Below are 9,114 nucleotides of genomic sequence, written 5' to 3'. Positions count from 1 at the left end.
CCTGCCGCCTGACTCCCAATTCCAAAGACAAACCGGTGGTTCCCGCTCGCCACACGGGCACCCCCACGCGCGCCGACCGAACGGACGTCACCTCATTTTCGGACTAGACGTTCGAACGTCCCGGCCTGTGTGTTCCACTTCCAAGCGGCCTAGTGGCTCTGCCGTGCGGTGGGTTTTGAAAATACGGGGGGTGTCCCTATGCTTTTCGTCAAGCGGTTTGTGGTGCTTATTCCTCGTAGAGTGTCCCGTTTCGGAGCATCGCGTGGATGACGTCGCAACGGCGCCGTGCCAGGCAGATGACGGCGGCGTTCTGCTTCTTGCCTAAGGTGCGTTTGCGGGCGTAGTAGGCCTTGGAGGCCGGGTCGTGGCAGGAGGCGATCCACGCGGATCTGAATAGTGCGTTCTTGAGCTGCTTGTTCCCGGAGCGGGCAGGGAATTCTCCCCGGATAGAGGTGCCGGAACGCCGGTGACGGGGGCGATGCCGGCGTAGGCGGCGAGGCGGCCGGAGGTCCGGAAGCTGCCGGCGTCCCCGATGGTCAGGAGTATGGTGGCGGCGGTCTTGATGCCGACTCCCGGCGTGGACATCAAGACCGCGGAAAGAGGGAAGTCGTCCACTTCTTCGGCCACGATGGCCCGCTGGTGTTTGAGTTCCTTGATCTGGGCTGCGACGCGCGGGATGACCAGTTCGACGGCGTGCGTCCCGGCGACGGTCACGCTCTGCTCGCCCAGGGCCTTGAACACGGCGTCGATGAGCGTGGCCGGGTTTTTGCGGGTGTGGTTCCTGGCCCAGCGCAGCACGTTCCCGCGCCGGCTGCGCGCAGACCGGTCGGGCCGGGTGAGGTCTGCGTCGAATCCGGAAAGGACCTTCAGCGCCGAGAGGACCTCGCTGTCGCGGTCGACCGCGCGCAGCGTGTGAGGCATCGCCCGTGCCGTGTCGGCGACGATGAACGCGTCCCCGGCGTCGGTCTTCGACTTCCCCGGATACAGGTCAGCTGCTTTGCGCATCGCCAGGCCCGCAGATAGGCAACAGCGCAACCGCAGTCCTGGGCCACACCGACAGGCAGCGCCCCGATGGTGTTGGGCTGATCGACGACGACCAGGACGTTCCCGCGGTCCTGAATGCGACTGAAGAGCTCCCGCAGCTGCGCTTCGTCCTGCGGCAGTGGTTTATCGAAAACCCGCTCCCCGGAGGCGGTGAGTGCCGTCGCGTGATGCTCGCTCTTGCCGACATCCAAACCGCAGAAGATATCGAATCCATCATCCATATCGCCGCTCCTTCGCGCCCATCAGATGGTCGCAGTCACGACACCCGATGCCGGCACCCACGTTACAACGAGACCTGGACGCTGACGTCCGGCCGTGTCCCTATCAGCGGTCAACAAGTGCCTCCGAACCCGGCCACACCCCCGGGATCATTAGTGACAGGGCGAGAAAGTCATACCGGACCTAGCGACCAGTCCCCGGACTTGGGGGACTCAATAAATGTAACGGGGTGGCTTTCGCTGCTCTGGCATTGCTACGGTGGCGGGCGCATGATGGCGGTGTCGATCGCGGATTACGCCGGGTTTCCTTTGCGCCTAGGTTGAGCCCGCTTCCAAGAGTGGTGTGTGAAGGACTCCCACGGGAACTGTGGAGCGCCTCCGGTATGGATATCTCCCAGCATGACGCGAAGGTCCGTGTGCGGGTCCCGGGACACCGGCGCGGACGGCTTACCTCGACGGTCACAACATGGGGCGCGACCACAATCCGATGCTCCAGCGGTGTAGGTTCCTCGAAGAGCAGCACGTCACAAGGTGGTGATGGAGGCGACCAGTGATTATTGGGAGCCGTTTTACTATCTGCTGGAATCGACCCTGCCGTGATGTTTGTCAAGGCCAAGACCGCCAGGAACATCCCTGGACGCAAGACCAATATCTCTGACGCGGTATGGCTGGTCCAGTTCGCCGCCCATGTCCTGTTGAGGGCCTCCTTCGTTCCGCCGGAACCCATCCGGAAACTGCGGGATCTGACCCTGGCCAGGGCTTTCGCCGTGCAGGACAGAATCCGTGAGATCCACCGCCTGGAGAATTGTCTGGAGGGCAGCGGCATCACTCTCTCCACTATCGTGAGCAACCTCACCGGCGTCTCCTCCGGGCGATGCTGGAGGCACTGGTTGCCGGCGAGAGGGACCTTGAAGTGGTTGCACAGCCCGGCGGCTAATGTCAGCATCGCCGATATAGGCGCGGACATGAGCGCCTTTCCCACCCCGGCCCTCCTGGCTTCCTGGGCTGGCGTCTGCCCGGGTTCGAACGAGTCCGCCGGAAACATCAAATCCACCAGAACCCGGGCCGGTACCTGTAGGTCACCGACCCGTGCTTGTATCTGCCCTTGTCGTTCGCGGAGATGGAGTCATCAACGAAGGCGCACATTGTTCCGCCCGGGAAGGTGTCCGTGCCAAATGTGCCAGGCAGACCGGCGGAATTAGTGAGTGTGGGGCCTTGTACTCTTCTGGCGCCGGGCTGGCCAGCGTGGTGTGCCATGTCGGTATCACCGGGGCAACGGGTTTCGACATAATGACACTCGGGTCTTGAGGGGTGGTCTCCTGGACCTTCGGGCACGCCCGCGGAGCGCGACGCCGTCGGACAGTTGACAGGGCCTGAACAGAGCCCGCGGACTCCGCTGGCCGCATGCCGGGCTCAAGGCAAGCCGCCGGGAGGGCGTGGGATGCTGCCGCCACGCGCACATCTGACAAGGTCGGGAACCTGTTCGGCGTCGCCACGTACTGCGAGGGAGACGTGACGTGCACATACCAGGCTCCGCCTTGGTCCTTCAGTTGCCCGTTGGGGAACTTGCTGGAGTGGTACGTGCAACTTGAAAACGGGTTGTCATTCGCCCTTGCAAAAACAGGGGAGGGATTGAGTGTGAGTAACCGGGTCGTAACGCCGTGGTAACGGTCAGGGCCGTATGGTGATCGAAAGTCGCGGACCGGCGCCCGACTACGGGGTTCCATTCGGGCCGGTGGGAACCGGGAGCAAAATCATGAACCAGTAAGTGAACGCCGGCTTAGAGCGGTTGCGGGCTGTGCTCGGCGAGGCCGCGGGGCGGCTGAGTGGCGGTGAGATTTCCGGAGGGGGCATCATCATGATCCATCCGCCAATGGGCCAAGTCGAGCCGCTCGTCATTAACTTCCCAGAGGACGCTGTGAGGTTTGCCTTGGAAACGGCTGAGGCCGAGCCTTCGCTGGAGCTATGGGGAAGCGCGTGGCGGCTCAGCCAAATCATCCCAGAAAATGGAATGGCAGGTGCACCATGACAGGGCCATTTTCCGGACAGTCAATTCCGCGGCCATCCCCAGCTCCATGGGTGGGTGAAGGGCCCCGCGACCATCCCCAGCTCCATGGGTGGGTGAAGGGCAATGCCATGAGGAAGACCCGGAAGTTCGAAGACAGGCTCCTTATCCAGTGGCAACTGTTACAGGTATCCCTGTTGGTTGGCGGACGTCGGCGGGGACGGGATCATTGACGTGGATATCTCGAGACGTGTCGTGATCGAGCGTGGTGTCCAGGCAAGAGGAGTCCTGCAGCAACTGACAATTCTGATGGCGGACCAACTTGTGACTGAGGCGGCTCCAAACGCTGTGCTGCAGACGGCTGATCGAGCGATCCGCGCCAGAGATGACGCGTTGGTTGGCATGCTGAAAGACGCAGTCACTGTCTCCACCGCCGAGTTGTGGAAGCGGATGAGAGTACATCAGGCTGACGTCGACGCCTTGTCTTCGGAATGTCTCACGCTCGCTGCGGGAGCAATTCTGCGGGATCGGGGCGCCGATGGGGGTCTGTGCGCGGTGGCGGACCATCTCCTCGCGGAAGTCACCGATGGCCTGCCGGTGGACTGGCGGGCTCTCACTGTTCCTGGATCCGAGGATAGGACGTCCTACCGCACGGGAGTGATCGGCCTGCGATGCTCCGCACGCGGGTTCTGGTCGCTGCCGGTGGCGCTCCACGAGATGGGTCACGTGATTGCGCAGACACTCGACACCAGCGGCGCCGGGCAGCCGAGTCACAATCCCGTGCGGGCAGTGCTGGTAGAAGGCGGCAGCCCCCGCCAGCGTGAGGAACTCTTCGCCGACTTCTTCGCGACCTGCGCGATCGGGGCGGCGTACGGGGCGGTGCTCGTGTTGGGCAGGTTCGACCCCAACGAGGCGAGGACAGAGGTCGCGTTCGAGGACGGCACATCATCGACGGCCACGCATCCGTCAGCGGACAAGCGGATCCACCTGGTCCTCGAGACACTTCGCCGGATGGATGAGCGAGCCGGAAAGTTCCAGCATCCCTACCGCACCGAAGCCGAGGCGCTGCGTTCGGCCTGGTTCTCGCAGGCCTCGAGCGTGGGAGTCATCGTGGATGTCGACAAGACGTCAGTCACGCGGCTCGACGCCCTGGTGAGCCGCTTTTGGAAGATCGGCACGGGGCCTCTGAAGCCTGCCCTTCACTGCAAACCGATCGGTGACTCCCTCGAGCGCTACTTGCTCGAGGGAGTACACCTGCCGCCTGCCTCGACGACCGTCCGCGACGTCATCGGCACGGCGTGGCGGCTCCGTCTGGAAGGCAACGAGCCCGCGAACCTTGAGAACCGAGCGCTTGCCCTCATCAAGCACATAGTTAAGGAGGCGTAATGGACCCGTCGGTCGATGTCGGTGACGAAGGAGATGCGGTTCTTCGGGTGCGGTTGGAGACCATCCGGACCAACCTCGAACAGGTGGAGAAAGCCAAAGACTTCGTAGCCGGGCGGCGCTCGGACATCCACCGCCTGGCCATGCTTTTCGAGGACGACGAGGGTTTCAGGGCGAATATCAGGGATGTGATCAAGACACGTCTCGACACCGCGCTCAGCAACGCTAAGACCATTAAGCCGCAAGGAGACATGCAGGCGGGCAACCTCAAGCAGGTGGTGGACAGTGTCAAGGAAGCGCGGGCTCAGCTCGATCTGATCGAGCAGCAGACGGGGAGCACCGCGAAGATTGCTCAGGTGATGGACACGCGATGGTCCTTTGCCGCTGACCCATTCGACCGCCATGTCCACCAGAGCTTCCACGACGAGGCGGATGCCCTCATCAAAATGATCGACGGCATCGACCACACAGTACCGGGCGAAGCGTGGGAGACCTACCGCAACTTGATTCGTGACCAGAGCGACGCGCTGTTCTCGGAGTACGTGGAGTTCCTCGGCGGCCTCGCACTCAGGGACACAGGCCTTGGCGGGTTGCTTCCTTCTCCTCTCCAAGAGGGGGAAGACGAGGGGGACGAGGCGGAATACAACCGCGACGTCTGCGTCATGGCCGACGAACTCATCCGCCAGATCTACTACCTCCGCAACAACGACCTGTGGCACTCGATGGCCGTTCCTGGTCGTGCAGGCGCCACGATCAGGTCCGTCTCGCGCATGATCCGTCTGGGGTTTCCCGACTGGACCGTATGGGCGGTGCCGTTGGCGGCGTATCAGTTCGGCTTGGTCGTGGTAGACGAGAACGATCTCGTTGCCAAGTACGATGGACCGCCGCCCGGGGTGTCGGCCGGCGACCTGCGTATTGTGCTGGCAGACGCGTTCGCAACTTTTACCGCGGGCCCGGCGTATGCACTTGCCAGCATCTTCACCAAGCTGGAGCCCGTGCCGGTGTCGATCGGCAATCTGCCAGACAGCCTCTCCGACAGCGAGCGAGTGCGCATGATCCTTTCGACGCTGGCGTTCATGGACGAAGGCGACATCCTCGAGGACTTCATCGGTACACTCCGCCTCCAGTGGGCGGCATCGATTCAGCACAACGGCGTCGGAGTCGATCCGCAGCCTGCTTCGGACGAGCGCGTGACGGCGTGGTCCGATTACATGAACAAGTTCCTCGGGTCCAACGGAGGTGAGATTCGCTTCGATGCGCACAGGTGGCGTGGAGCGATGGGATGGCCGTCCCTGACGGATCGGGAGACGTCGGACTTGGCGCTGTCAGAGCTGCCGCCGGAGCAGCGGACGGTTCGCGACGTGCTCAATGCCGCGTGGTACCAGCGGTTCACGTCGCAAGTCAGCTCCCGCGACCTTGCCATCGCCGCGCTCGGCTACTGGAGGCGCAGCTCGGGGCGAGGGTTGACGCCGAGGGTTCCCACGAACCGGGAGGAAAAACGAGATGAACGTACCCGATGACAGCACCCTCAGAAGGGGCGCCAAGTTGCGCCCCACCACGATGCGGCCCCGCATCTGGTCGTCGGCGGTCGAAGCGACGGGGCTGCGGTTGGACCTTGAGCGCGCGCGGACCGATTCCGAGGCAGGACGCAGTAAGGCTGCCGAGTCGGCCGTGGACACGATCCTCGCCGATATCGATCGGCTGCGGAGGTCGAGACCACTCGGGCGCGAGGAGACGGATGACCTCAGCGTCATCGAGGCCTCCGCTCTGAGCCTGCGCGCGCAGCTCCTCGACTCGTCCGGCCGATCCACGGCTGACCAGGCCGGTCTGCTGGAGCGAGCTCTCGGCGTGTTAAAATTGGTCACCGGCTCGCGGGACGTATCCACGTACGCATGGGCGGACTACGGCGCTGTGCTGGACATCCTCGGGAGGACGGCGGATGCGGAGCGAGCGTTGAAGCGGGCGGTGGAGCAGGGCGACGCGTCCCACGAGGCGCATCATCGCCTGGCTCGCATCATGCTGAACAGCGAGCGGCCCGAGGAGGCGGAGTCGATCCTGCGTGAGATCCTCAGTGCCGACGGGAATGGCGACGATCCCACCACCATGCGCCTACTCGGAGACAGCTTGTGGGCCCGCGGAGATCCGCGTGCTTACGAGGCCTACCTGGCCGCGGCTCGCACACTCCTGGCGGTCGGTCGACTAGACGAAGCGGTGGAGGTTGCGACCTCGGCTAAGGAAGCGGGGCCCGCGAGGGTCGACGCGCAGCTGGTCCTGGTGGACGCTCTGCGCCTGCTGGGCGACAACGTGAGCGCGCTCGAGGTCATCGACGACGTGCTACTGTTGGCGCCCGCCAATCCGAGGGCCCTCGGGGCCAAGGCGGACATCCTGCGCATCAGCGGCGAGTACGAGCGCGCGGTCGAGGCGCTGGACGCCATATTGGCGAACTTCCCCGACGATGTCTTTGCCATGGGAATGAAGGCGGACGTCTTGCGCGCACGAGGTGACTTCGACGAGGCCTTGCCGCTGCTGGACAGTGCGATTGAACGGGGGCTCGTCGATGCGTGGAACCTCGGCACACGCGGCCAGGTGCTTCGGGCACTCGGGCGGACGGCAGATGCTCGGGCCGACCTTCTCCGCGCCCTCGAGCTCTCCGACGAGATGCCGTGGGTGATGGCGGAGCTGGCCGCTTTGGAGTTCGAGGCTGGCGACCATGTCGCAGCCAGGGAACAGGCGACGGCCGCGCTGAATCGCGAGCCGACACATCCGATCGCTCTCGCGGTCATGGGATACGTGTACCAGCAGAGTGGGGATTTCCCGGCGGCGGAGTCCACCTTCGAGAAGCTCGTTCGGTTGGCGTCCGAATGGCCGGATGCCTGGAGAGGCCTGGCCGCGGTCCAGGACGAGATGGATCGGCCCGCAGCGGCACTGCAATCTGTGCAGCGCGCCCTGGAGCTGGATCCCGCCGACGAGGAAACGGTGGAACTCGGCGTTGACCTGCTGTTGCGGAACGGCAAGAACGACGCTGCGCTCGAACTGGTCGACGCGTTCCGCAAACGAGAGGACCCGCCGGCGTGGGCGATGGTGGCACGGGCCGCTGCCCTTCGGCAGGCAGGGGAGTTGGATGCAGCGCTGGCCGAGTTGCGCGGGGACTTGGAAGCCCATCCCGGCATTCCAGACCTACACTGGGAGCTCGCACGAACGCTGGCCGCGCAAGGGTCGGGGGAGGACGCGCTGGAAGCGTATAGCGCCGCGCTTCAACTCGACGGCGGCGCCATTGCACTCCGTAGGGAGCTGGCCGATCTTGAGTTCCGTCTCGGTCGTTACGATGAGGCCGCTCGTACGTTGGATTTCGCTGACATAGAACCCGTCGGGGCAGGGACCGTCGACGATCTCATCCGGCGCGGCGAGTCACTGCGACTGGCAGGCAATCCGACGGAGGCGCGGGACTGTCTGCTGCGCGCGCTCGAACTGGACACACGCGAGGTCCGAGCGATGACCGGCCTGCTGTACGTCTACCTTGATCTGGGCAAGCCAGCGCGAGCGAGAATTTATGCAGATCGTGTGCTTACGTCGGGGGAGCGCGAACCCGCTCTGCTGGCCGACGTCGCGCTAGTCGACGCCGCCGAGAAGAAATACGACGCAGCACTGGACCGGACGGCCCTGGCCATGGACCTGGCCCTCGACCTCGGGTTGGAGGACGGGTGGGTGCGGTTCGTCCGCGGCCAGACCCTCAACAAAGTCGGGCAGTGGGCCGACGCAGCGGAGGTCCTCCGACCGCTCCAGGACTCGAATCCGTCCGCCGACACGCTGTTCGAATTCGGCTGGGCACTGGAGAACGCCGTCCTCGTCGACATCGCCGAACGGATTCCGGGTGAGCCGCCCCGTCTCGACGAAAGTGCCCGGACGCGCCTCAGGGAGGCACAGAAAGCTTACGACGGGGCGTGGCGCCAGGAGCCGAAGAACGCGTGGCATCGGCGTGGTTTGGCGGATGCCCTCCGGCTCCAAGGCGAGGACCTATTAGCTCGCGAACATTTCGAAGCCATTATCAGGCAGTTGAGCTCCGAGTCGGTCTACGGTGCGGATGACCTTGGTCTTCTGGCGTGGTGTCACTACTCGCTGGGGAATCCTTCCGCCGCCGTCCCGCTCTACATTAACGCGGTCTCCACAGACACCGCCGATACCGAGTATCTGCACTTCGACCTCGGGTTGGCCCTGCTGGCTTCGAACCAGCCCGATCTGGCGGAGTCAACCTACCGGCGGGGCCTTGGCGCGTTGCACGGTTCCGAACGCCACCTGAGCCTGGCTGCGGTCCTTGTGGCCCGGAACGACCTCGCGGCTGCACAACTCCTCGAACAGATCGACGACGAGGTGAGCAGTACGGCGTTCAGGCATCTCAGCGACCGGATCCGCGAGCTTTCGAGCCCGGGTGTTCCACCAGGGTCCGCCACACGACGATGAGTAGGA

4 protein-coding genes and 1 pseudogene are annotated in these 9,114 nt (G+C 64.2%); 4 read left to right on the top strand and 1 reads right to left on the bottom strand.

Annotation, left to right across the window (positions count from 1 at the left end; genetic code table 11):
• Nucleotides 1-226: 226 nt before the first annotated feature.
• Nucleotides 227-1,265: pseudogene (locus ACX80V_RS03945) on the bottom strand (IS110 family RNA-guided transposase).
• Nucleotides 1,266-1,819: 554 nt separating this feature from the next.
• Here ACX80V_RS03945 and ACX80V_RS03940 point away from each other — a divergent pair.
• From ACX80V_RS03940 to ACX80V_RS03925, 4 genes are all read left to right on the top strand, one after another.
• Complete coding sequence (locus tag ACX80V_RS03940) at nucleotides 1,820-2,464, top strand: IS110 family transposase (protein WP_485842042.1); 645 nt, start codon at nucleotides 1,820-1,822, stop codon at nucleotides 2,462-2,464.
• A gap of 1,205 nt (nucleotides 2,465-3,669) precedes the next feature.
• Entirely contained in the window at nucleotides 3,670-4,653 is a 984-nt protein-coding gene (locus tag ACX80V_RS03935) for a hypothetical protein (protein WP_485842041.1), read from the top strand.
• Entirely contained in the window at nucleotides 4,653-6,170 is a 1,518-nt protein-coding gene (locus ACX80V_RS03930) for a hypothetical protein (RefSeq protein WP_485842040.1), read from the top strand. Before ACX80V_RS03935 ends, ACX80V_RS03930 begins: the two co-directional genes overlap by 1 nt.
• On the top strand, nucleotides 6,154-9,108 hold the full coding sequence (locus tag ACX80V_RS03925; protein WP_485842039.1) for a tetratricopeptide repeat protein: 2,955 nt from the start codon (nucleotides 6,154-6,156) through the stop codon (nucleotides 9,106-9,108). Before ACX80V_RS03930 ends, ACX80V_RS03925 begins: the two co-directional genes overlap by 17 nt.
• The last annotated feature ends 6 nt before the right edge of the window (nucleotides 9,109-9,114 follow it).

The organism is Pseudarthrobacter arbutini (assembly GCF_054510915.1).
The sequence above is the reverse complement of the archived record's forward strand: the minus strand, read 5'-3'. Positions and strand labels throughout refer to the sequence as shown.

Coding starts and splice junctions, on each gene's coding strand:
- ACX80V_RS03935 (WP_485842041.1), top strand. CDS start 3,670: ATGCTGAAAGACGCAGTCACTGTCTCCACCGCCGAGTTGTGGAAGCGG.
- ACX80V_RS03930 (WP_485842040.1), top strand. CDS start 4,653: ATGGACCCGTCGGTCGATGTCGGTGACGAAGGAGATGCGGTTCTTCGG.
- ACX80V_RS03925 (WP_485842039.1), top strand. CDS start 6,154: ATGAACGTACCCGATGACAGCACCCTCAGAAGGGGCGCCAAGTTGCGC.